The organism is Rhodanobacter sp. AS-Z3, assembly GCF_029224025.1.
GTDB lineage: Bacteria > Pseudomonadota > Gammaproteobacteria > Xanthomonadales > Rhodanobacteraceae > Rhodanobacter.
The window spans coordinates 971,210-992,739 of the sequence record NZ_CP119392.1; the positions used below are offsets into that span (position 1 = coordinate 971,210).

At 63.6% G+C, this 21,530-nt stretch carries 17 protein-coding genes; 7 read left to right on the plus strand and 10 right to left on the minus strand.

Annotated elements, in window-relative coordinates; all coding sequences use genetic code 11:
- The first annotated feature begins 138 nt into the window (after nt 1-138).
- Nucleotides 139-540 (plus strand): DUF4156 domain-containing protein, encoded by a 402-nt coding sequence (locus tag PY254_RS04060; protein WP_281014194.1) that lies wholly within the window; start codon nt 139-141, stop codon nt 538-540.
- A 55-nt stretch (nt 541-595) separates the two neighbouring features.
- Here the strand turns inward: PY254_RS04060 and PY254_RS04065 are convergent, their stop codons facing one another.
- Nucleotides 596-4,153 (minus strand): patatin-like phospholipase family protein, encoded by a 3,558-nt coding sequence (locus PY254_RS04065; RefSeq protein ID WP_281014195.1) that lies wholly within the window; start codon nt 4,151-4,153, stop codon nt 596-598.
- Between the two features lie 201 nt (nt 4,154-4,354).
- Between PY254_RS04065 and pssA the strand changes: the two genes are divergently transcribed.
- The gene (pssA, locus tag PY254_RS04070; RefSeq protein ID WP_281014196.1) at nt 4,355-5,755 is read left to right on the plus strand and encodes a CDP-diacylglycerol--serine O-phosphatidyltransferase; all 1,401 of its coding nucleotides are present in this window, start codon (nt 4,355-4,357) and stop codon (nt 5,753-5,755) included.
- A 66-nt stretch (nt 5,756-5,821) separates the two neighbouring features.
- On the opposite strand, the gene PY254_RS04075 is transcribed toward pssA, so the two are convergent.
- Both PY254_RS04075 and PY254_RS04080 read right to left on the minus strand, forming a co-directional pair.
- On the minus strand, nt 5,822-6,424 hold the full coding sequence (locus PY254_RS04075) for a GNAT family N-acetyltransferase (RefSeq protein ID WP_281014197.1): 603 nt from the start codon (nt 6,422-6,424) through the stop codon (nt 5,822-5,824).
- A 20-nt stretch (nt 6,425-6,444) separates the two neighbouring features.
- Entirely contained in the window at nt 6,445-6,651 is a 207-nt protein-coding gene (locus tag PY254_RS04080) for a YdcH family protein (RefSeq protein ID WP_281014198.1), read from the minus strand.
- A 136-nt stretch (nt 6,652-6,787) separates the two neighbouring features.
- Here PY254_RS04080 and ttcA point away from each other — a divergent pair, with 136 nt between their 5' ends.
- From ttcA to PY254_RS04100, 4 genes are all read left to right on the plus strand, one after another.
- A complete protein-coding gene (gene ttcA / locus PY254_RS04085; RefSeq protein ID WP_281014199.1) occupies nt 6,788-7,648 on the plus strand; it encodes a tRNA 2-thiocytidine(32) synthetase TtcA in 861 nt (286 codons plus the stop codon).
- Between the two features lie 35 nt (nt 7,649-7,683).
- Nucleotides 7,684-8,886, plus strand: coding sequence for an amino acid aminotransferase (locus PY254_RS04090; RefSeq protein ID WP_281014200.1), 1,203 nt, complete (start codon nt 7,684-7,686; stop codon nt 8,884-8,886).
- Nucleotides 8,887-8,969: 83 nt separating this feature from the next.
- Entirely contained in the window at nt 8,970-9,887 is a 918-nt protein-coding gene (locus tag PY254_RS04095) for a recombination-associated protein RdgC (protein WP_281014201.1), read from the plus strand.
- 115 nt (nt 9,888-10,002) lie between these two features.
- Complete coding sequence (locus PY254_RS04100) at nt 10,003-10,773, plus strand: M48 family metallopeptidase (RefSeq protein ID WP_281014202.1); 771 nt, start codon at nt 10,003-10,005, stop codon at nt 10,771-10,773.
- A 23-nt stretch (nt 10,774-10,796) separates the two neighbouring features.
- On the opposite strand, the gene PY254_RS04105 is transcribed toward PY254_RS04100, so the two are convergent.
- The 7 genes from PY254_RS04105 to PY254_RS04135 form a co-directional block, all read right to left on the minus strand.
- A complete protein-coding gene (locus PY254_RS04105) occupies nt 10,797-11,441 on the minus strand; it encodes a sterol desaturase family protein (protein ID WP_281014204.1) in 645 nt (214 codons plus the stop codon).
- A 98-nt stretch (nt 11,442-11,539) separates the two neighbouring features.
- Complete coding sequence (locus PY254_RS04110; protein WP_281015152.1) at nt 11,540-12,484, minus strand: alpha/beta fold hydrolase; 945 nt, start codon at nt 12,482-12,484, stop codon at nt 11,540-11,542.
- A 110-nt stretch (nt 12,485-12,594) separates the two neighbouring features.
- On the minus strand, nt 12,595-14,448 hold the full coding sequence (locus PY254_RS04115; protein WP_281014205.1) for a M1 family metallopeptidase: 1,854 nt from the start codon (nt 14,446-14,448) through the stop codon (nt 12,595-12,597).
- Between the two features lie 198 nt (nt 14,449-14,646).
- Nucleotides 14,647-15,600 carry a prolyl aminopeptidase gene (gene pip / locus PY254_RS04120; protein WP_281014207.1) on the minus strand — a complete coding sequence of 318 codons (954 nt, stop codon included), beginning with the start codon at nt 15,598-15,600 and terminating at the stop codon, nt 14,647-14,649.
- Between the two features lie 13 nt (nt 15,601-15,613).
- Nucleotides 15,614-17,302, minus strand: a complete 1,689-nt coding sequence (gene acpA, locus PY254_RS04125) for an acid phosphatase (protein ID WP_281014209.1) — start codon at nt 17,300-17,302, stop codon at nt 15,614-15,616.
- 25 nt (nt 17,303-17,327) lie between these two features.
- Nucleotides 17,328-18,881: a S10 family peptidase gene (locus PY254_RS04130; RefSeq protein WP_281014210.1), complete on the minus strand. Its 1,554-nt coding sequence runs from the start codon at nt 18,879-18,881 to the stop codon at nt 17,328-17,330.
- Nucleotides 18,882-18,895: 14 nt separating this feature from the next.
- Nucleotides 18,896-20,458, minus strand: coding sequence for a S10 family peptidase (locus PY254_RS04135; protein ID WP_281014211.1), 1,563 nt, complete (start codon nt 20,456-20,458; stop codon nt 18,896-18,898).
- Nucleotides 20,459-20,605: 147 nt separating this feature from the next.
- Between PY254_RS04135 and PY254_RS04140 the strand changes: the two genes are divergently transcribed.
- Complete coding sequence (locus tag PY254_RS04140) at nt 20,606-21,523, plus strand: DMT family transporter (protein WP_281014212.1); 918 nt, start codon at nt 20,606-20,608, stop codon at nt 21,521-21,523.
- Nucleotides 21,524-21,530: the final 7 nt, after the last annotated feature.

Here is a 21,530-nt window from a genome sequence, read left to right on the forward strand (position 1 = left end):
CCGTGCGGCGTCGGCATGAACCGACGCCGCACGGCAGCTTGCCTTGGCGGGACGTGCAGGCGTTGCCGCGTTACGATGGAGGCCGGGCCGCAAGGTTCGGCCTCTTTCCTTTTCCCAGTGACTGTTGCGGAGCCATCCATGCGCAAGACCCTGTTGTTGCTCGTCCCCGTGTTGCTGCTGAGCGCCTGCAACTGGGGTATCACCATGGACCCGGCGGCAAAGAACGTGCGCACGGCGTGGAGCGGTGATCTGTCGTCCTGTCGCGAGATGGGCAAGGTCACCGTCTCGGTGATGGACCACGTCGGCCCGGTTGATCGCAATGACATCAAGGTGCGCGACGAACTGGAAGTGATGGCCCGCAACGAGGCCGTCAAGATGAATGCCGACACGATCAAGCCGTTGGCCGAGCCCAATGCCGGTTCGCAGCCGTGGGGTGCGTATCAGTGCGGCACTCACATGCCGGCCTCGACGCCGGGTTCGAGCAAATCCGCGGCAGAGTCGGCAGCGGGCAACGCGCAAACCTTCCCGATCAAGCATTGAACCCACTCGTCGGCTGACCGCGCCGATGCTGGGTGGCGTGGTCTGCTCGGTCAGTTCATGGCGTCTTCGCGCTGGGAATCCATAGCTCGATGACGTTCGGCTCGCCGCGGATGGATAGCGGGAACGGCACGGCTTGGGCCGGCTTGGTCGAGGCGAAGGGCCGGGTGCCATCAAGCCAGGCACTGATGGCCGAGGCGCATTGGGTACCGCTGCCGCTGTAGAGCACCGTCGGCGTGTGCCACTGGAACGGCAGGTTGCGACCGTGGCTGGCTGCGCTGGCGGTAACGTTTTCGATGCCTGGTGTGGCCACGCCAAGATCGCGCAGTTGCGGCAACACCGCCTCGGCGCTGGCGCGTTCCGTCTCGTCATAGATCTGCGTGTAGACCACGAAACGCCGCGATACCCCCTGGGTGCAGGCGCGACGCGCCGCTTCGGCCAGCGCGGCGGGATCGGCCCGCGATGTGGGCGCGACGGCGACAGTCGCCGCGCCGCCGTGCTCAGCGGAAGTTCGATCCGGCCGCAAGGAACGCGTCGGTGCGGGTTCTGCCGGCGCGGCTGCCATTGGCGGCGGTGGCGGTGGCGGCATCGGCATCGGCTCAGCATCCGCTGCTGGCATCGGTGCTGCTGCGACGCTGTCAGCGTGCCCTTGCCTCACCACGCCCGGTGCGGTCTCAGTCGGTACGTCGTGCGTGGGCAACGGCGGGACCGGCATCGTATTGGTTGCGATGGATGCGTCGGGATTGAGCGCAACCACGGGCGGCCAATCACGGTAGCCGACCATGGCGCGGTCCCAGCGCGTCAGCGTCGGCCCGTCGCCGAGAAGGGTGAGGTCGTTGTTGCACGCGATGGCAAGCTTGCCGGGCGACAGCTCGGCGCATTTCGTCTGCAGCGTATCGAGCAGGCCGTCGACCATCAGTCGAATAGAGTCGGGATAAGGTGGTGCGCCGGCCTGCGAGCGGAACAGCTGCACCGAGGCGTCCATCTCGGCATCGAAACCCATGTCGGAGCCGATCTCCTTGCCAAGATCGCGTGCCGCGTCGGTAACCAGCTTCTGCTGCTCGATGCCTTGTTGCAGGTGCGCATCCCATGCCTGCCAGCCAGCCAGCGCCAGGCCGATGATGGCACTCAGGCCCAGCGATGCGCCGACCGTTGCAGTAACCCGCTGGCGCAACGACATCGCGCCCTGCTGCACTTCCGGCGCAAGCGGGCCGATGCGAGCGGCATCGCCGGCCAGTACCAACGCCGGAAACGCATCCAGCGCCGCGCCGTTCAGCGGTCGGCCGAGCAGTTCGCCGAGCTGGCAGTAGCTTTCCCACTGTGCCTCGTCGAAAAACTGGTCATCCGTGCCTTGCTGCGGAAAACGCGTATCCCGATTGGCGTAACCGACCAGGTCCAGCGGAGAATCCGGCGGTTGGCGCGGCTTTACCACCAGCAGCGCGCCGGTGTTGCCACTGCGATAACGGATGCGGGCAAGCAACAGGCTTTGCTCACCCGGCCCCGGCATCACGCTGTCCGGTGTGCCAAGACGAGCAAGCAGCGCCGGATCAATGCGATCCGCTGGCAGTGTGGCCGGATCAATGAATTCAATCGTGGCGGCGTAGTCGATGCGGGCCTTGCGAATCAGGCTTTCGGCGTCGGCAAACAGGTAGTTCGGATCGGCGCCACAGTCGGCGAGCACGATCAGTTTCAACTCGCGTTTGAGCAGGGCGTACACGCCGGTGTTGTCAAAATGGCCGCCGTCAGACAGATACCACACCGGCCCCTGCAGGCCCGGAAAGCGCGCCAGCATTTCCTGCAGCGCCGCGCGCGATTTGCCGAGCAGCGACCATGACAGGGATGGCTTGCCGAGCCGATTGCGCCACCAGTAACCCAGTCGGAATCCGCTCAGGAAGGTGAGCACGGCGATTCCGGGACGCGTCATCGAGCCCATGCCGGAGCCGGCAGCCGCGCCGGAAATGGCGATCCACTCCGCCAGCGTGGTGCCGCGCAGCGGTTCGACACTTCCGACGGCGACGGCGACGGTGCGCGCCGGCTGGGTGCCGGTTTCCACGCCGAACGGGCCGATGGTAAGACAGATGCCCTTGCGGTCGGCGTTGAACGCTTCGGTACGATCGTCGACGGTCTGGTTGATGCAGCAATTGATCAGATGGATCGGGCCACCGTGCACATGCGGTGCGTAATCGGTCAGCGCCACGTCGTCGTGATCGAGCAGTTCGGTCACCTTGACCACCGCCTGCGCCGCGGCCGAGTCTTTTGACTGCAAGGGCGAGAACGGGAAGCGGGTCGGTCCCGCGGCGGCTGCCGGCTGGTTGCCGACGGCGACATAAGTGCGTGCGATGCGTGAGCGGTAGAACGCATGCAGCGACGAGCGGTTGATTGCCTGCAAATTGCGCCCGGTCAGTCCCGCATAAGCCAGGCACGGCAGCACCACCGCCAGCCAGCGCATCCAGGCTTGCGCGGCCGAGGTGGTCGTGCCCATGAAGAACAACAGGTATTGCAGTGCGCTCAACCAGCACAGCAACAACAGGCCTAGCAGCAGCAAGCCACACAGATTGGCGATCAAGGCCAGCGGCAGGCGCGCCAGACTGGGCTTGTCGTTACGTGGTTGCAGCGCCGGCAGGGCGAAACGGGCTACCGCCACCAGCAGTGCCAGCAGGCCTGCACCGCTCAACGCCGGGCTGCTCAAGGTGCCCGATTGCAGCAGCCAGGCAAGAAACCAGCTGAGCAGATCGGCCACTCCCAGCACCAGCAACAACAACAACCCCTTCAGCACGAAGGTGAGACTGATCGTGTAGCGCACCCGCTGCTGGGCGGGATGGCTGCCGCGGATTCGTGTCCACAGCCAGGTCAGCGGAATCGCCAGCAGGATCACGCCAACCGTCGGCAACAGTCCGGGGCCGTGATTGGCGTCGAGCGGCCCGGCCTGCCACACCAGATAGCCGCCCAGTGTGGCAGTAACGAAGACGATCGCCAGATCGCCCGCCAGCGATCCGTCTTCCGGGTCGCGCGACCACCAGTAGGCGAAAGCACAGGCCGCCGCCAGCCAGCCAAGCATAGCCATCCCCAACCACCACAGATTCATGGTCAGCCACGGCAGGTGCTGCGCGTAAACCGGATAGCAAATGAGGTGCGGCAACACCACGATGGAGGCCACCAGCGCCAGCAGCACGGCGACCTCGAACTGGGTGGCGACGAAACCGCGCAACTGTCCGGCCGCCGCCTGCAGCAGGTCGCTGGCGCCAGCCGGCGTGAGATAACGGCCATTGCTGCGCAACCACCACAGCAACAGCGAGCGATCATTGGCCAGTCCTTGCTCAACTTGCTGCGGCGTCGTACTCGCATTGAACAGACGTCCAAACGCCGCGCCGATATAGCCGCCGCCAGAGACCGTCGACAAATAGTCGAAACGGTGCAGCACGCCATTGCGCGCCAGCGCCCGCAACAGGCCAAGGCAGAAGGTGGCGCTACGCACGCCGCCGCCCGAAAGCGCCAGACCGATGGTGGGTGCCTGAGGATCAACCGCGGCCCGCTCGCGCCGGGTCTCCAACGATCGCTGTTCCGCCATTGCCGCCGATGCGTCAGGCGGCGCCAGTGCTTCCTTCGTCTGACTCATCGCTCGCTCTCCCCGGGCGTTGTCATCCATGCCATGCGGCAGGAGAGGTTATGCGCCTGCGCCATGCTTCCGACAAGTGTCGTGGAAGGTATGCCCAGCCTTCCCATCCGGGTGTCGGCTCCAGCGGTGAAGATGCGGCACGGCGGTAGGCGTAGCCGTCGCAGTTTGCGATCATTCGCGCTGTCATCCATGCTCGTACCCATGAACAAGCTGATGTCCGCACCCGGTCGCCTCGCGCGGCGCATGTTGCCTTTTCCACGCAAGCACAAGCCAGGCCTGCTTCCGCTGGCGCTGCCGTCATTCGCTGTTCCGGCGACTGCCATCGAGGTACTGCCTGATCCTGTGGCGTTCCGCGAAATACTGCTGCAGCGCATCGCTCAGGCCACTCGCCGCATCGTGATCGTGACGCTGTACCTGCAGGACGATGATGCCGGGCGTGAGTTGCTGGAAGCCTTGTATGCGGCCAAAGCACGTGCCCCCGGTGTGCAGATATCCGTGTTCGTCGACTGGCACCGGGCACAGCGTGGCCTGATCGGCAAGCAGAAGAGCGAAGGCAATGCGGGCATGTATCGCGAGTACGCCCGTCGGCTCGGCCCGGGCGTCGAGATTTATGGTGTGCCGGTGCAAACCCGTGAAGTGTTCGGCGTGCTGCACCTGAAGGGCTACGTGATTGACGACACCGTGCTGTACAGCGGCGCCAGCCTCAACGACGTGTACCTCGCACGGCACGGGCGCTACCGCCTCGATCGTTATCACCTGCTGCAACACGCCGGTTTGGCCGACGCGATGGCCGCCTTTGTGCAGACGTATTTTGTCGACAGCGCCGCGGTGCGCAGGTTGAATGTCGCCGAGGTGCCTTCCACGAAGTCGCTGCAACCGGCGATTCGCGAATTTCGTCAGGGCTTGCAGCGGGCGAGCTATACGGTGCCGCAGGACGTGCTGACGGCAGGTCAGGTGGCGGTGACGCCGCTGCTCGGCTTCGGTCGCAGTGACAACGCCTTGAACGATGCGCTGCTGGCCTTGCTGCGCGGCACGCGCGAGCGGCTGATCGTGTTGACACCGTACTTCAATCTGCCGCGACCGGTGCGGCTGGTGCTGGGCCAGTTGCTGCGGCGTGGTTGCCGCATCGACATCATGGTCGGCGACAAGACCGCCAACGATTTCTACATCCCGCCGGGTGAGCCGTTCAAGACCATCGGCTTGCTGCCCTATCTCTACGAAAACAATCTGCGCCGGTTTGCTCGTGCGCATCGTCGGCAGATCGACAGCGGACAGCTCAACCTGCATCTGTGGCGCGACGGCGACAACAGCTACCACCTGAAAGGGTTGTTCATTGACGACGACGTCGCCGTGTTGACCGGCAACAATCTCAATCCGCGCGCGTGGTCACTGGATCTGGAGAATGGCTTGTTGCTGCGTGATCCGGAACATCTTTTGCACGCCAAGCACGCGGCGGAATGGGCGGCATTGCGCAAGCATGCGACGCGTCTGGACGGCTATCAGTCGCTGGAAAGCCCGCGGCACTATCCGCCCGAGGTACGCAAGTTGCTGAAGCGGCTCAAGCGCACCCAGCTCGATCGGCTGCTCAACCGACTGTTGTAGGAGCGCATCCTGTGCGCGAACGCTTTTGTGTCACGTCACGAAAAAGCTCGCGCACAGGGTGCGCTCCTACGAGTTGGCGGCCAACCTGTTCAAGCGCATGCCCAGCCAGTTCTCCACGTTCGGCCACTCTTCGGCGAGGATGCTGAAACACACGGTGTTGCGCAGGCTGCCGTCGCCGCGGCGCTTGTGTGCACGCAAGACGCCTTCACGCTGCGCGCCGAGGCGCTCGATCGCACGCTGGGAATCCTCATTCAGTTCGTCGGTGTGGAAGGCCACCGCGGCGCAGTCCAGGGTTTCGAACGCGTGCTCGAGCAACAGGCGCTTGCAGGCGGTGTTGAGATGGCTTTTCTGCCAGCGTTTCGCATACCACGTGTAACCGATGGCGAGCCGGGGCAGGCTGGCGTCGATCTCGTAATAGCGCGTGCTGCCAACGATGTCGCCGCTGCTGACCTCACGCACCGCGAAGGGCAGCATGTGGCCATCGAGCTGGCCTTGCAGCGCCCTTGCCACGTAATCGTGGGTGTGGCCGGGCGCGGGCACGCTGGTGACATGGAAATTCCACAATTCGCCGTCGGCAGCGGCGGCTTCCAGTGCGGGCACGTGGTCCAGGCACAGCGGTTCCAGCACGACGTAATCGTCATGCAGGCGGGTCGGGGTAAACGGGTTCATCGGAAGTCCAGGCAGGCGGTTCAGGCGTCGAGATCGGGGATCAGCTTGCTCTCGAGCCGCGCAATATGGTCTTTCAGCAGCAACTTCCGCTTCTTCAGCCGGGTCAGCTGCAATTCGTCGTTGCCAAAGGCAAAAGTGCGCTGGTTGATGGTGGCATCAAGATCACGATGCTCCAGCCGCAACTCGGCGAGCAAATGGACGATTTCGGCGTGATCCTGAACCGGCATGATGACGATAAGGCTGGCTGGTAATCCCCCAAGTGTAGCGCTGATTAACCCTCTTGTTTCAGTGACCTGCCGGAAGCCCGGTGGCGCGGCGTCGGGGCCGCTACAATGGCAGGCTCACGCCTTTCGATCGGTTGTCATGTCCACCCCGCTACAGATCTTTCGCCCACCCGCTGTGGATACCGGCAAGCTGGCCCGCCGCCTGCGTCGTCAGGTGGGGCAGGCCGTGGGCGATTTCGGCATGATCGACGACGGCGACAAGGTGATGGTGTGCCTGTCCGGTGGCAAGGATTCGTACACCTTGCTGGACCTGCTGCTGCAATTGCAGGCGAAGGCGCCGGTGCGCTTCGAGCTGATCGCGGTGAACCTGGACCAGAAGCAGCCGGGCTTTCCCGAGCATGTGCTGCCGGATTACCTGCGCGCCCGCGGCGTGCCGTTCCATATCATCGAGCAGGATACCTACAGCACGGTGACGCGGGTGATTCCCGCGGGCAAGACCATGTGCAGCCTGTGCTCGCGGCTGCGTCGTGGCGCGCTGTATACGTGGGCGGCGGCGAACGGCATCAGCAAGATCGCGCTCGGCCATCATCGCGACGATATCCTCGCCACGTTTTTCCTGAACATGTTCTACCAGGCGCAACTGAAGGCGATGCCGCCGAAGCTGCGTTCGGACGATGGTCGCCATGTGGTGATTCGCCCGCTGGCGTATTGCCGCGAAGACGACATTGCAGAATACGCCGCGCAGCAGCAGTTTCCGATCATTCCGTGCAACCTGTGCGGCACGCAGGACAACCTGCAGCGGCAGGCGGTGCGGCGCATGCTGGGCGAATGGGAACAGCAACAACCCGGCCGCAGCGAGAACATCTTTCGCTCGCTGACCCATGTGTCGCCCTCGCAACTGGCCGATCGCCAGCTGTTCGATTTCAACTTCGGTGCATCGGCCGTCCCGTTCGAATGGGCCGCCGACGCAGCCGATGAGACCACCATCACGCAGGCTTGAACCCTCCACTCCCACCTCACCGTCGAGTAACCGCCGTGTCCTTCTTTGCTTCCGTTGAAATGGCTCCGGGCGATCCTATCCTGGGCCTTACCGAGACTTACGTTGCCGATCCGCGGCCGGGCAAGATCAATCTTGGCGTGGGTATTTATGTCGACGAACAGGGGCGTATTCCGCTGTTGCCGACCGTGCGTGAAGTGGAGCAGGCGCTGGCTGCGGACGCCAAACCGCGTGGCTATCTGCCGATTGAAGGTCTGGCTGCCTACAACCAGCTGACCCAGCAACTGGTGTTCGGTGCGGAATCACCGCTGCTGGCCGCTGGCCGCGTGGCCACCGCGCAAACCATCGGCGGCAGCGCGGCGTTGCGCGTGGCGGCCGACTTGCTCAAGCTGGTTCGCGGTGCCGGCGCCAAGATCGCGATCAGCAACCCGAGCTGGGGCAATCATCATGTGGTCTTCCGCACGGCCGGCTTCGAACTGCTGGAATACCGCTACTACGACGCCGCCACGCATGGTCTGGATTTCGCCGGCATGTTGGAAGACCTGGGTCGGCTGGAGCCGGGTACAGTGGTGCTGCTGCACGCCTGCTGTCACAACCCAACTGGCGTCGATCTGGACGCGACGCAATGGAAGCAGCTGATCGAGCTGCTGAAGGAGCGCAAGCTGCTGCCGTTCGTCGATATGGCCTATCAAGGCTTCGACAAAAGCACCGAGGCCGACGCCATGGCCGTCCGTCTGCTAGGCGAGTCCGGTATCGACGCGTTCGTGGTCGCCAACTCGTATTCGAAATCGTTCTCGCTGTACGGCGAACGTGTTGGTGCATTGTCGATGGTGGGCGCGGATCGTGACGAAGCCGCACGGCTGCAGTCGAAGATCAAGCAAGTCATCCGCACGATCTATTCCAGCCCGTCGACGCACGGTGCCGCGCTGGTGGCTGGGGTACTCGGCAGCAGCGAACTGCGGGTACGCTGGGAACAGGAGCTCGGTGAAATGCGTGGACGCATTCACACGATGCGCGCGGGCCTAGTCGATAAACTGGCCGCGCTTGGTGCGCCGGAGTTTGGTTTCATCAATCGCCAGGCCGGCATGTTTTCGTACTCCGGCCTGAGCAAGGCCCAGGTGCATCGGCTGCGCGACGAGTTCGCCATCTACGCGCTGGACAGCGGCCGTATCTGCGTGGCCGCATTGAATCATTCGAATCTCGACACTGTGGCTGCCGCCGTGGCTGCCGTGACACGTTGAGTTTCTCCTATGCCCGTCGTTCCGGCTTGCGCTGGAGCGGCGTTGGAAAATCTGCCTGACGGCCATACACACCCGGATACTGAATGTTCTTTCGCAATCTCACGCTGTTCCGCTTTTCCCCCGCCGTTGCCACCGATCTCGACCGTCTCGACGAGGCGCTGGCCGAACATCGGCTGCGTCCGTGCGGCCCGATGGAAATGTTCACCAAAGGTTTTGTGCCGCCGGTGGGCCGCGGTGAGCATGAGCCGCTCACTCACTCGGTAAAGCAATGCACCCTGCTTACGGTCGGTGGTGAAGACAAGCTGCTGCCGGCCGCGGTAATCAACGACGAGCTGCATCGCAAGGTGCAGAAAATCGCCGAGGAAGAGGACCGCAAGGTTGGCGGCCGCGAGCGCAAGCGGATCAAGGAAGACCTGCTCAACGAACTCTTGCCGCGCGCCTTCGTGCGCAACTCGCGCATGTCGGCCTATGTCGACAAGAAGAATGGCTGGCTGGTGCTGGATACCTCCAGTCGCAAGTCGGCCGAAAACGCGCTGAGCCAGGTGCGCGAGGCGCTGGGCAGTTTCCCCGCGGTGCCGCTGGCGCCGGAAGAAGGCCCGCGTGTGCTGATGACCGATTGGCTGGCCACCGGCAACCTGCCGGCCGGGTTGACCCTGGGCGACGAATGCGAGCTGCGCGACCCGGCCACTGCCACCGGCGCGATCGCGCGCTGCCGCCGGCAGGATCTGGATGCGGAGGAGGTCAAGGAGCACCTGCGCAACGGCAAGCAGGTGTTCATGCTTGGTCTCACCTTCGATGAGCGCATTACCTTTGTGCTGGGTGAGGATCTGATCGTTCGCAAGCTGAAATTCCTCGACGTGGTGATGGATGAAATGGGCGACAGCCAGCAGGACGCCCAGGCCGAGCTGGACGCCAGTTTTGCCTTGCTGACGCTGGAACTCGAGCGCCTGCTGGGCAAACTCGAAGAGTGGTTCGGCCTGCCGCGTCCTGCCGATAGCTGAACGAAATATCCATACCCGTTTCACCTGCGCCCGCGCCATACTGGGAACCCCGCCGCCTTCCGGCAGCGGGGTTCCCGTTCGATCAACATGAGCCCAGGCGAGAGCAGGCAGGATCATGGCGCAGCATCTGGAAGGCGACTGGCTGGAACTGGCCACGGTGGGCGGCAGCCTGATCCGGGTGCTGAAGTCCGCCCATCCGCGCGCGCGCCGTCTGCGACTCACCATCACGCCGCAAGGTGCGCGGGTGACCTATCCGGTGGGCACGCATCCGGCCCAGGTCAGTGCGTTCCTGCGTACCCACGCCGAGTGGCTGGAGCAGAAGCTCGACGAGTTGCATCTGATCGTCGAGCCGTTGCCACCATTGCGGGTGGGCTATCCGTGCAGCTTCCCGCTGCGCGGCGAGACGATGTCACTGGATTGGGCTGAAGGTCCGTATCCGAAGATCGAGGCGCAGGCCGAAGGGCTCACCTTGGTGATTCCGCGACCGCATACGCGCGCACTGCCGATCGCCCGTGGACTGCTGGCTTCGCATCTGGAATCGCTGATTCGGCGCGATGTCTCGCGCTGGCTGGCGGGCTATGTGCCGCTGCTGGGGCTGGCGCCTACCTCACTGCGCATCCGTCCGATGAAAAGCCTGTGGGGCAGTCTGGACACGCGCGACCGCATCAACCTCGACCTCTCGCTGGCGCTGGCACCGCCCGCCGCGCTGCGTTATGTGCTGGTGCACGAGTTGTGTCACCTGAAGGTGCGCAATCATTCGCCGCGTTTCTGGAATCAGGTGGAAAACCTGTTGCCAGGCTGGCGCGAACAGCGTGACTGGCTGCGCCAGCACGGCGCGATGCTCAAGGCGGAACTCGACCGGCTGGTCGATGACATGGCCGACTGATATCCAGCCGGCCTGGATGCAACTCAGTCCAGCTTGCGCGCCTGCCGCACGTACTTCGTGCCCAGCAACACATCCCACAGCGACGAAGTCACCCCGAAATTCGTTTCCGGGTGATAGTGGTGCACGTGGTGCGCACCGGCCCAGCGCCGCAGCAAGGGCTGCTTGAAGCGCACGTGGTGAATGATGAAATGGCTGAGGCCGTAGAGGATGTAGCCAAAGGTGATCGCGCTGGCCAGCAGCAGGCCAAAACCCGTCGGCATGATCAGCACGAACAGGCCGGCCAGCAGCAGCAGCACCACCGGCGGCAGGAAGAACGGCAGCGAGTCGTAGCCCAGCGGCCTGGCGTGGTGCAGGTCATGACCCTGGGTGAACAGCGGGATGCGGGTGTGGAACATCCAGCGGTGGAAAAAGTATTCGATGAAGCTGAAGGCGAACAGGCCGATCGCCAGCGCCAGCAGCGCCGTCAGCGCACCGCCGGTGTGCCGGTTCCAGCCAACCACCAGCAACAGCAGGCACAGCGCGCTGTCCAACACGACTTCGGCCCAGTAATTGGTCCGCGTGGAAGACATGCGCACGATGGCGTCCACGCCCGTGCTCCAGATGCTTTGCTCGATCGGTCGCTGCATTGTTCCCTTGCCGTGCGTCGACACGCCGGGATGCGGCGCCATTGGGCATTCTCCCATGATGTCAGCTGCAATTCACGTTACCTGCACCGCCTAATTGGACTTTATTCAGCATTGGAAGCACGTGTCTGCGGCCCGGATCGTCAGTGTGACAGCGCAAAGCCGGTGAGAATTTGCGCCGTCTGCTCGGGTTTTTCCAGCATCGGCATGTGATTGCAGCCATTGATCGTGCTGCTGCTGATCGCGCTGGAGGCGCTCAATCCGCTGCGCAGGCTGTCCAGTGCGGAGACGTCGATGATCCGGTCATCGTGGCACCACAAACCCAATACCGGCATGGTCAGCTGGCCCAGCCGGTTCTGCACGGAAAGCGATTGCGACGGCTGCAGCAGTGCCGCAAAAGTACGGCGGATGAAGTCCTGATCGCGCTGGTTACGCTTCACCATGACGTCGACGAAACGTCCGGGGAGCTCGGGCGGCTGTTCGAACGCGAGCGACTCCAGATGCATGAAGCCGGCGCGATCGTTGTAGACGAACGGGTTTTTCCCGGCCACGACCTCGCGCCCGAGTGCACTTTCAGCGGATTTCAGACCGAACGCATCGACCAAGGCCAATTCGGCGACATGATCAGCGTGGTCGGCGGCATACACGGCCGCCACGGCACCGCCCATCGAATGGCCGACCAGGACGAAACGGCCCAAGTGCAGCGTCTGCACAAAGGTATCCAGACGCGCTGCCTGCGCATCGATGCCGTAGTCGGCGCCGGCAATGCGCGAAGAATCCCCCCAGCCAGGCAGATCCGGAATCACCAGATGGAAATGGGCCGTAAGCAATTTCGCCACGGGCAGCCACACGGTGTTGTCGGAAGTGAAACCGTGCAACAGCACGATGGTTGGCCCTTCACCGCCTTCGTAATAGCTCCAGCGGGTATCGCCGGCCTGCACCGAATGCTTCTCCAGATGTGCAGCCATCGCCTCACGCTTGATGTTCGCCTGCAGCAGCCATTGCGGCGCAAAGACATAGCTGCCGCCCAGCACAATCACCAGCAAGGCAACCAGCCACGCCAGAAATTTCAGACGCCGAAACAGCATGCGCTTCCAGAGTGGGGTGGTCTTGTTCGTCGATGCTTGCATGGGATTTGGTGTCGGCTGGTGGATGGATCACAGAACGTCCCCCTGCAGCGCAGGGGGACGTTCTGTGCTTACTTGGCTTTCTTCGCCTTGGCGATGACGCTTTCTACCACCTGCTGGGTCAGCGGGTGATAGCCGTCCTTCGCCTGGGCATAAACCTGCTCCGCAAAAGCGAGGCCTTCCGGTGCGTTCACCAACGCCTTGTACAGCGGCACCGTGAGATACATCCGGCCGATCCGCGTCATGTGTTCGGCAGCCGCCGGCCATACCGTCTTGTCGCCGGCGGCGATCGCGTGGATGTACCAGCGCATGCCGATCTCGGCGTTCGGTGTGCCGGTGAGGTGCCAGGCGGCGTCGAGCTGCTGCATCTTCGCCAGCGGCGGCGCATCGGGCAGGCGGTCGAGGAAGTACATCCATTCCTGCGTGTTCCAGCCTTTCGCGTCGAGTTTGTCGGCGGCGAGCGTGCCGGCGAGGAAGTCGCTGCGCTCCTGGTCGATCGTGTTGAAGCGTGGCGAGGCGGGTAGTGGCGCATCCTTCGGAATACCTTCGCCATAGACCCAGGCCTTGACCTCGTCCCAGCTCATCTTGCCGGGATACTTTTCGATCAGGTTCGGCTTCATGTAGTCGAGCATCTGCTCGGTGGTGATGCTGTGCCAGGCGAAGTGCGCGAAGTAGCCCTTGAGATAGTTGTCGAAGTTCTCGCGGCCGAAGCGTTGCTCCAGGGTGCGCAGGAACCACGAACCCTTGTCGTAGGCCACGTCGGACAGCGAATCATCTGCGCCGACACCACGCGGATCGGGGGCCAGTTTCTGCGAATTGGCCGCCATGCCGCCGATACTCTTCTGCAGTGCGCGCGCCGACAGCAGTGCCTCCTCGTCCGCCAGCACCTTGCCGTAGACCGCCTCGGTGATGCGACCCTGCACGTAGGTGGTGAAGCCTTCGTTGAGCCAGATGTCGCGCCACGCGGCAGACGTCACCAGGTTGCCCGACCACGAATGTGCCAGCTCATGCGAAACCAGTGAGACCAGACTCTTGTCGCCGACCAGTACGGTTGGCGTCGCGAACGTCATGTTCGGGTTTTCCATGCCGCCGTACGGGAACGACGGTGGCAGCACGAGGATGTCGTAGCGACCCCAGGCATAGGGGCCGTAAAGCTGTTCGGTGGTGGCGATCAGCTTCTCGGTGTCCTCGAACTCGTGGGCGGCCTTGGCGACCACCGACGGTTCGGCGTAGACGGCCGAACGCGGCCCGGTCTCCTTCACTGCGATATCGCCGGCGGCAATCGCCAACAGGTACGACGGGATCGGATGCGGCTGGTCGAAGCGGAAGTCGCCATCCAGCGGATGCTTGGCGTCGTTGATCGCGCTCATCACCACGCGCACGTCCTTCGGCGCCTTGACGTGGGCGTCGTAGGTGAAGCGGATCGCCGGTGAATCCTGCAGCGGCACCCACGAGCGCGCGTGGATCGATTCGGACTGCGAGAACATGAACGGCAATTTCTTGTCCGCCGTCTGCGCCGGGGTCAGCCACTGCAGGCCGGAGGCCTCAGGCGACGTGGTGTAGGCGATGCGTACCTGCGCCGGATGCTTCGGCGCGGTGATGGTCAATTTGCTGCCGAGCTGTTTGTCGCGCGGCGCCAGCGCATATGGCAGCGCGCGCGTCTTGCCACTCGCCTCCACGGCCTCGACTTTTGCAATCTTCAGGTCGCGCGTATCCAGCACCAGCGAGGATGCGGCGGAATTCTTCCAGTCCAGCTTGAGCGTGGCCACGCCATCGAGCTGCTTGTGTGCGAAATCAATCTTCAGATCAAGATCGAGATGCTTCACTACCACCTGGTCGGGCTGGGCGTAGGAATTCGGATCGGTGGCCTGGGCTGCCAGCGGCAGTACCAGCGTAGCAAGGGCGAGAACGGGAAGCAGGCGCATGGAATGGGACACTCTCGGCTCAATGAATCCCGAGTATGCCATCGCTGCTGCGGGCGCCGCCTGTGACAAAAGCACCGCACGGAGGCGCAATGAAGTTCTACCGGCGCTCTGGGCTGAGCGCAGGCTGGTCGGTTAGCTGGCTCTGATCGAAGGCCGCACCATTGAGGCATCGCGCGGCCGTTGACCCGCGCGACAAGCTCAGGCGTAGCGATCCGCCAGCCGGTCGGCTGCTTGCACGAGTTGATCGACGATTGCCGGGTCGGCCGCGCTGTGACCGGCCAGCACCATGTGCAACTCGGCTTCCGGCCAGGCCTGGCTCAGGTCCCACGCGCTGACGGCGGGGCAAATAATGTCGTAGCGGCCCTGCACGATGGTGGCGGGGATGTGACGGATGCGATCGATGTCACGCAACAGCTGGTTGGGTTGCAGAAACAACGCATGGCGGAAGTAGTGCGCTTCCATCAGGGCGAGGCTGACGGCATGGTGCGGGTCCTCGAAAATGCCGCCCGCATCGGGTTCATGCACGAGCGTGGTACTGCCGCCTTCCCATGCGCTCCATGCCTGCGCCGCGGCGAGTCGGGTGGCTTCGTCGTTGCTGTTGAGCCGGCGCCAGTACGCATCCAGCATCGAGCCGCGTTCGGCTTCGGGAATGAAGGCGAGGAAGCGCGCCCACCGTTCCGGAAAAATTTGTGCGGCGCCGCCATCGAGTTCGTTGAACCAGCGCAGTTCCGGCTCACGGCCGAGGAAGATGCCGCGCAGCACGATACCCAGAGCGCGCTCGGGATGCGTTTCCGCGTAGGCCAGCGCCAGTGTGGAACCCCACGAGCCGCCGAACACCACCCAGCGTTCGATGCCGAGCTTTTCGCGGATCGCTTCGATGTCGGCGACCAGATGCCAGGTGGTGTTGTCGGTGAGTTCGGCGAACGGCGTGGACTGACCGGCACCGCGCTGATCGAACAGCACAATGCGATAGCGCGCCGGGTCGAAGAAACGGCGATGGTAAGTGGACAGGCCGGCACCCGGACCACCATGCAGAAAGATCACCGGCAGGCCATCCGGATTGCCGCACTCCTCGACATGCAAGGTGTGCAGCGCATCGACAGCGATGCGCTGGGTCCGGTACGGTTCGATTGCGGGATAGAAGTCGCGCATGGCTTTTCCTGGTTCAGCTGAACTGCAGTGCCGCGGTGAGATCACCGGGCGGCGGGCCGCCGGCAGCGATCATCGAGGCATCGCGCAGTTTCAGACCCGGCAGTTGCCGCAGGCTGAAGCGACGGGTGATGAAGCGCAGGATCGAGCCGGTGTCGTAGATAGTGTGGTCGACGAAACCTTTCTTTGCGTGCGGTGACACGATGATTGCCGGAACCCGCGTGCCCGGTCCCCAGCGGTCGCCCTTGGGCGGCGCCACATGGTCCCACCAGCCGCCGTTCTCGTCGACGGTGATCACCACCAGCATGTTCGGCCACTGTGGGCTGGCCTGCAATGCCTCGATCACTTGCGTGAGGTGTTCGTCACCAGCCGCCACGCTGGCGTAGCCAGCGTGCATATTGAGGTCACCTTGCGGCTTGTAGAACGCCACCGGAGGCAGCGTGCCGGCTTGGATCGCGGCAATGAAATGGTTGCTGTCGGCACCGCTGCCCACGCCGGCATCGCGCAGATGCTGCTGACGCGCTGGCGTGCCGGGCGCAAAGTTGCGGAAATAGTTGAACGGCTGGTGATGGGGTTGAAAGTTGGGGACTTCCGGGAACACCTTGTGATCGCCGTCGCCATGCCCGTCCAGCGCCAGCTGCCAGCCGCCCGCGTACCAGGCCCAGTCGATGCCCGCCTCGGACAGTACATCACCGATGCTGGCATGAATCTGCGGTGGCAAGGTGTTGTGCTTGTCCGGATCGGCGAAGCGCGGATCGTGCGGGTCCTGACTGAATGCAGGTGCATACGCCGGCCCCAGCGTGTTGACTGCCCACAGATCCGGCGTCAGTGCATCGCGCGAGGCGAACGTTGGCCGTCCCTGCATCGCGCTGGCCGGCGAGTCATCGGCCAGTACCAGACGCGTACCGCCCGGATCATTGCCCTCGACCCGGGCGATCTCCGTTTTCGCGGCGTGCTGATCGGCATGCGGAAAATACGGCGGTTGCGCAGCCGCGAGGTATTGATGATTGAGGAACGAACCGCCGAACGCGCCCATGAAGAAGTTGTCGCACAAGGTGTATTGGCTGGCTAGCGTCCACAGCCGCAGGTTGCCCGCATTGTCGGCGTAATGACCCATCGTCATCGCACCGGTGTTGCCCCAGGCGACGAAACCGTCGTTCTTTCCCCCGTTGATCTGCTGCTGGTTTTCATAGAAGCGATGCACCAGGTCGCGGGTCACCACGCCATGTGGCAGCGTAGCGCCGTCAGGTGTGTGCAAGGCGAACGGTCGGTTGGGCAGGCCGGTGATCGCGTCTTCACCGATCTGGTAGTGACGCCCGTTCACTGTTTGCGCATGCGGCGCCAGACCACCCCATATCGGCGGCAACTCGTTGAGCCACTGGCCATCGCGGTCGCGCTGGCGATACTCGGGCGAGTCAAGTGCTTTCAAAGGTTGCTGCAGGCCCGGGAAGCCGGCGAACAGATTGTTGAAGCTGCGATTCTCGGCGTACAACACCACCACCGTCTGGATGTGCTCGCGCAGTTGGGCGTCGACTACGGCATCGTTCGCTGTCGTCGACGTATCGCGCGTGCCATCGATGCGGCAGCCAGCCAGCGTGGCTGCCGCCGCCCCCGCCAGCGCCAGACCGCCGAGCAGGCGGCGGCGTTCCGGATTGCTGGGTGCTTCCTCGGAAGCGCTGGTGGGAGCGTCTGTTTTGTCAGTCATCAGTGGCAGGCTTTGGCAGGAAACGTCAGGAATGAGGCGTGGCCTCGTCGTAGAAACGCGCCAGGTCAGCCTTGACCTGCTTCAGCGCGTCGACATCAAAGTAGATCATGTGGCCGGATTGATAGAAACCGAACTCGATGTTCTTGCGGATCGCCGGGTCCAGGCCGAGATGGCCGAGATCAAACTCGGTGGCGTAGAACGGTGTGGCCAGATCGTAGTATCCGTTCGCGGAAAACACCTTCAAATGCGGGTTTTGGCGCATGGCCGTGGCCAGATCACGGCCCACGTACGGTGAGCTGGTGAACTGCTGGCCCTTGCGCTTCCAGTCCCAGCTACGGCCGACCACCGGATAATTATTCGGCAGGTAGGCATCGTCACTGCTGTAGTGCAGCGTGCCATCGATGTACTGATTGAATGCCGCATTGTAGGCGCCGGTTGCGGCATCGCTGGCGGCATCGCCGTCAGGCGTTTCGCCAGCGGCATCGCCGTCGATACCTTCGAAACGGCCGTCCAGACGGCCGACCGTGCGGCGCTGGTCGCGCAGCAGTTCCTTGCGGAAGCGGCTGGGATCAATGCGCAGGTTGGCTTGCTTGATGTAGCTGGTGGAAAGGCCGGTGTATTGGTTGAGCTGGTCGGCAATGCGATCGGCTTCCGCGGGCGAAAGCGCATCGCCTTTGGCCAGCGCCAGCATGTAATCCGTACTGGCAAAACGGCGCACGCCATCAATGAAGCTGGCGATGTCGGCCGGTTTGTTGGGAACCTTGTTGTGATACCAGGCGATCGCCGCCTCGGTGGGCAGGTTCACGATATAGGCATGGTCGACACCGGTGGTGGACCAGACATTGAAATCGAGGATCGACGACATCAGCACGATGCCGTTGAGCTCCATGCCCTGCTCCTGCAGTACCTGCGCGAGCACCGCCGAACGCGTGGTGCCATAGCTTTCACCGAACAGGAACTTCGGTGAGTTCCAGCGATGGTTGTCGCCGACGTAGCGGGTGATGAATTTCGCGAACGCAACGGCGTCCTGATCGATGCCGTAGAAGTCCTTGCCCTTGGCGTCGCCGACCAGTCGTGAATAGCCGGTGCCGGGTGCGTCGATGAACACCAGGTCGGACTTGTCCAGCAGGCTGTACTGATTAGGCACGGTGTCGTAAGGCGGTGGCGGGATCGGCTTGTCGCCCTGGTTGGCCACGCGCACCGGCCCGAACGAACCCATGTGCAACCACATGCTGGAGGAGCCGGGGCCGCCGTTGTACAGGAAGGTCACCGGTCGATTGGCTGCTTTGCCGCCATCGACGGTGTACGCCACGTAGAACACGCTGACCGTGGGCTTGCCCTTGTCGTCCTTGATCAGCAAGGTGCCGGCCGTCGCCTTGTAGGCGATGCTGCGACCGTCAATGGTGACGCTGTGCGAGGTCACTGCACTGTGTTCGGGCGGGATCGGCAGTTCGGCCTTCTTGTCGGCTTTATCTGGCTGGACCTTGGCGTCGTGTTTGGATGTGTCGGCGGCGTGGAGTGGTGCGGCCAGACCGATCAGTGCGGTCAGCGCGAGAGGTGCGAGCAGGGCGTGGCGCATGGTCATCTCCGTAATCAGCGCTGCGGCGCGGTGTGGTCGTAGAAACGGCCGAGATCGCTCTTCAGCTGCTTCAGCGCTTCGGTGTTGAGATAGATCATGTGTCCTGACGGGTAGTACAGGAACGACAGGTTGCCGCGCAGCGACGGGTCCAGGTTCATGTGCGACAGGTCGTATTCGGTATTGGTGAACGGCGTGGCGAAGTCGTAATAGCCATTGACCGACAGCACTTTCAGATTGGGGTTGGTACGCATCGCATGCGCCAGGTCACCTGCCACATAGGGCAACGGCATCGCACGTCGGCTGCCGGCAGCCTTGTGCTTCCAGTCCCAGCCCTTGCCGATCTCGCCGTAGGTCGGGCGATAGTCGAGCTGGCTGTGATAGTTGAGCTGACCTTCCAGATACTCGTGGAACGCCGCGACGAAGGCGCCGCTGATGCCGGTATCGGAGGCGTCGTAGTCCGGTGTTTCGCCAGCGGCATCCGGATCTGTGCCGGTGAAGCGGCTGTCGTAGCGACCCAGGGTCAGGCGCTGATCGCGCAACAGTTCCTTGCGGAAACGGCTGGGGTCGACGCGCAAGTTGGCGTCCTGGATGTATTGCACCGACAAGCCGGTATAGGCGGCCATTTGCGCAGCGATGGCGTCGAACTGTGCGGCGGGCAGGTCCTGGCCCTGTGCCAGTGCAGCCGCATACGGACCGCGCGCCCAAGTGCGTGCCTGGTCGACGAAGGTCTTCAGGTCGGCCGGTTTGTTCGGGATCTTGTTGTGATACCACGCGGCGGCCGCGTAGCTGGGCAGGTAGCCCAGATAGATTTCGTCGTAGCCGGGCATGCGCACGGCGTAGTTGAGAATCGACGACATCAGGATCACGCCGTTGAAGCTCATGCCCTTTTCCTGCAGCGCGTCGACCAGTGCCGCCGAACGGGTGGTGCCGTAGCTTTCGCCGTAGAGGAACTTCGGCGAGTTCCAGCGCTTGTTGAGGGTGACGTAACGCTGGATCGCACGACTGAACGCGGAGATGTCCTGATCGACGCCCCAGAAGTCCTTGCCGGTGGCTTTGCCCAGCGGACGCGAGTAGCCGGCACCGATCGCATCGATGAAGACCAGGTCGGTCTTGTCGAGCAGGCTGTCGCTGTTCGCGACCAGGTGGTACGGCGGCGGCGCGGTGGCTTCCGGGCTGGCCGTTTCGATCCGCACCGGAGCAAACGAGCCCATGTGCAGCCACACGCTGGAGGAGCCGGGGCCGCCGTTGTACAGGAAGGTCACCGGACGTTTCGATGGCTTGCCGTCGTCGACCGTATAGGCGACATAGAACACGCTGGCCTGCGGCTGGTTCTTGTCGTCGCGAATGATCACGGTGCCGGCGGTGGCGGTGTATTTGATGGCGCGACCACCGATGCTGACGCTGTGCTCGGTGCGCACGACGGTTTCGGTAGTGGGGATTCTCGCGTCGACGGCGGCTTCGGGCGCGGCGCTGGAAGCTGCCTTGGCCGGTGCGTCGGGTTCGTCGGCGTGGCCGGTAGCAGGCAGGCAACCCAGTGCAAGCGCACCGGTCAGCAACAACGAAACAAGGTGGCGCATGGCAATCCCCTGATTGAGCAGACACAGCGTCTGAGTATGGGTTGCCCACGCGAGCGTTGATTGTGACAAAAGTAATGGGTAAGGCGGCGACCACGTTTGCCGTACGAAGAGCGTACGATGCGCGCTCCCCTGCGATGAAAGCCTGCCATGGATACCCACGCGCGTCTCGACGCACGCACGCTCGCGGCGATTGCCGTCGCCCTGCTTACGTGGTCGTCGGCGTATGCCGCGATCGCCTACGCGCTGGCTTCGTTCACGCCGGGCGAGGTGGCGTTTTCGCGGCTGGCGATTGGTTCGCTGTGTTTCGCCGCGTTGCTGGCGATTCGGCGCGTGCCGTTGCCGGCGCGACGCGATTGGCCGCAACTGGCCCTGCTCGGGGTGATCGGCTTGAGCGTCTATCACCTGTGCCTCAACTACGCGGAAACGCGGATTGCCAGCGGTACCGCTTCGATCCTGATCGCGCTGGTGCCGGCAGCCACCGCGGCGGTGTCGGCGATCTGGCTGCATGAGCGCCTGTCGCCGCGCATGTTGACCGGACTGGGCATGGCCCTGGTCGGCGTGCTGCTGGTCGTGCTGGCCAGTGGCAAGGAAGTGAAGTTCCAGCCGATGGCGGCGCTGGTACTGCTCAGCGTGCTGGCCTCGGCCGTGTTCTTCGTCGGGCAGAAGCCGTTGTTCGCGCGCAACAGCATGCTTGGCGTTACGGCTTTTACCTTCTTTGCCGGCACGCTGGGCGCGTTGCCGTTTGCCGGTGGTCTGGTCAGCGCCGTGCACTTGGCGCCGTGGTCGCATGTGGCTGCGCTGGCCTATCTGGGCGTTGCACCGACTTTCGTGGGCTACCTGGCGTGGAATATCGCTTTGCGCCGCGCGTCAGCTTCGCAGTTGTCCAGCTTCATCTATTTTTCGCCACCGATCGCGGTGTTCATCGGCTGGCTATGGCTGGGCGAGCATCCGGGCCTGTTGACCCTGGTGGGCGGGGCAATCACGGTGGCTGGCGTAGCGCTGGCGAACACGCGGCGGCGTGCATTGCCGATCATTCCGCCAACCGAGACCTGCAAACAGGTCTGACTTCCAC

Bases quoted from the DNA above. Each gene is read 5' to 3' on its own strand.
- PY254_RS04060 (WP_281014194.1), top strand. From the start codon at position 139: ATGCGCAAGACCCTGTTGTTGCTCGTCCCCGTGTTGCTGCTGAGCGCC.
- PY254_RS04065 (WP_281014195.1), bottom strand. From the start codon at position 4,153: ATGAGTCAGACGAAGGAAGCACTGGCGCCGCCTGACGCATCGGCGGCA.
- pssA (WP_281014196.1), top strand. From the start codon at position 4,355: ATGAACAAGCTGATGTCCGCACCCGGTCGCCTCGCGCGGCGCATGTTG.
- PY254_RS04075 (WP_281014197.1), bottom strand. From the start codon at position 6,424: ATGAACCCGTTTACCCCGACCCGCCTGCATGACGATTACGTCGTGCTG.
- PY254_RS04080 (WP_281014198.1), bottom strand. From the start codon at position 6,651: ATGCCGGTTCAGGATCACGCCGAAATCGTCCATTTGCTCGCCGAGTTG.
- ttcA (WP_281014199.1), top strand. From the start codon at position 6,788: ATGTCCACCCCGCTACAGATCTTTCGCCCACCCGCTGTGGATACCGGC.
- PY254_RS04095 (WP_281014201.1), top strand. From the start codon at position 8,970: ATGTTCTTTCGCAATCTCACGCTGTTCCGCTTTTCCCCCGCCGTTGCC.
- PY254_RS04100 (WP_281014202.1), top strand. From the start codon at position 10,003: ATGGCGCAGCATCTGGAAGGCGACTGGCTGGAACTGGCCACGGTGGGC.
- PY254_RS04105 (WP_281014204.1), bottom strand. From the start codon at position 11,441: ATGGCGCCGCATCCCGGCGTGTCGACGCACGGCAAGGGAACAATGCAG.
- PY254_RS04110 (WP_281015152.1), bottom strand. From the start codon at position 12,484: ATGCTGTTTCGGCGTCTGAAATTTCTGGCGTGGCTGGTTGCCTTGCTG.
- PY254_RS04115 (WP_281014205.1), bottom strand. From the start codon at position 14,448: ATGCGCCTGCTTCCCGTTCTCGCCCTTGCTACGCTGGTACTGCCGCTG.
- pip (WP_281014207.1), bottom strand. From the start codon at position 15,600: ATGCGCGACTTCTATCCCGCAATCGAACCGTACCGGACCCAGCGCATC.
- acpA (WP_281014209.1), bottom strand. From the start codon at position 17,302: ATGACTGACAAAACAGACGCTCCCACCAGCGCTTCCGAGGAAGCACCC.
- PY254_RS04130 (WP_281014210.1), bottom strand. From the start codon at position 18,881: ATGCGCCACGCCCTGCTCGCACCTCTCGCGCTGACCGCACTGATCGGT.
- PY254_RS04135 (WP_281014211.1), bottom strand. From the start codon at position 20,458: ATGCGCCACCTTGTTTCGTTGTTGCTGACCGGTGCGCTTGCACTGGGT.
- PY254_RS04140 (WP_281014212.1), top strand. From the start codon at position 20,606: ATGGATACCCACGCGCGTCTCGACGCACGCACGCTCGCGGCGATTGCC.